Here is a 1278-nt window from a genome sequence, read left to right on the forward strand (position 1 = left end):
CGGGTGGATTCCAGTGAACGTCGCAACACCAGTTACGGGGTCGATGTTAGCAACGCGGTGAACGACTCGTTGGGTGTGCGGAAGTCGAGTGCCTTGCGGGGTCGATTGTTCATAGCTCGGGCTACGAAAAGTAGGTCCTCGGCACTGTAGATCGAGAGGTCGGTGCCCTTGGGGAAGTACTGGCGCAGTAGCCCGTTGGTGTTTTCGTTGGTTCCGCGTTCCCACGGCGAATGTGGATTGCAAAACCACACGTCCAGATTGTGGGCGATAGCGATATCCCGATGTGCCCCACGCATTTCCGAGCCCTGATCCCAGGTGATCGACCGTTTCATCTCAGGCGGCAAGGCACCGATCGCAGCAGCCATCGCATCACGGGTCTCCTCACCGGTACGGCCGTTCGGCAGGTGCAGCAAGATCACATAGCGGGTCATCCGGTCCACTAACGTCCCGATCTGCGAGAGACCGTCCTTGCCGAGAATGCAATCCCCCTCCCAATCCCCGGGCAGTGCCCGGTCCTCGATCTCGGGAGGTCGATGGGCGATGAGCAACTCCTCCGGCACGACCTGGCGGCGCCCGTCGGTCTGGCGATGAGGTTTACGGACCGCTCGCCCGGTCCGTAAACACCGCTTGACCTCACGTTTGAGCTCACCCTTGGGCAGCACGAAAATACACTGATAGATCGTCTCCGGGCTGATGCGCATACTGAGATCATCCGGGAAATCGATGACCAACCGGGCACAGATCTGCTCAGGCGAGAAATGTTCTGCACCTGAGAGCTTGTCCCAGACGTACCGGCCGAGCGCGACGTTCACGGTGAGTTTTCGGGGCTTGGGTCTGGGAAGCCGAGCCTCCGCGCAGCGCTGGGCCGACCCCGCCGCGTACCGTTTGTGGCTGATGGTGTTGCGTTTGAGCTCGCGTGAAATGGTCGACGGACTTCGACGCATATCGCGCGCAATCTCCCGAACCCCCTGTCCAGCAGCATGTTTAACAGACAGAAGATCCCGCTCCGACCACGACAAATACCGACCCTGCGGCCCTTCGCCACGATCGGACACGACGTCAGGAACCTTCACTGTTGGAATCACTCCACCAGCCTTAGTCACCAAGTACCGCCCATGCCGCTCGGAGAAGCCCGCGCGTGTCGCCGCGACCTTCGTCGACACCCCGCCAGCCTTCAACTGCCAAAACATCCGAACCTTCATCACCGGAACAGGCGGTGTGCCCATCGAATCACCCTCTTTTCTCAGGGTGTTGCGACGTTCCCTTGAGCCCAAGACG

The 1278-nt window shown here is 60.4% G+C and carries 1 protein-coding gene; it reads right to left on the minus strand.

What is annotated here, in order from left to right:
• Window positions 1–32: 32 nt before the first annotated feature.
• Complete coding sequence (locus J3S28_RS28140) at window positions 33–1226, minus strand: IS30 family transposase (protein ID WP_237342242.1); 1194 nt, start codon at window positions 1224–1226, stop codon at window positions 33–35.
• Window positions 1227–1278: the final 52 nt, after the last annotated feature.

It is taken from the genome of Williamsia soli, assembly GCF_017377795.1.
GTDB lineage: Bacteria > Actinomycetota > Actinomycetes > Mycobacteriales > Mycobacteriaceae > Williamsia > Williamsia soli.

What these genes read in the sequence shown, in the direction of transcription:
- J3S28_RS28140 (WP_237342242.1), bottom strand. Translation starts at nt 1,226, where the DNA reads ATGGGCACACCGCCTGTTCCGGTGATGAAGGTTCGGATGTTTTGGCAG.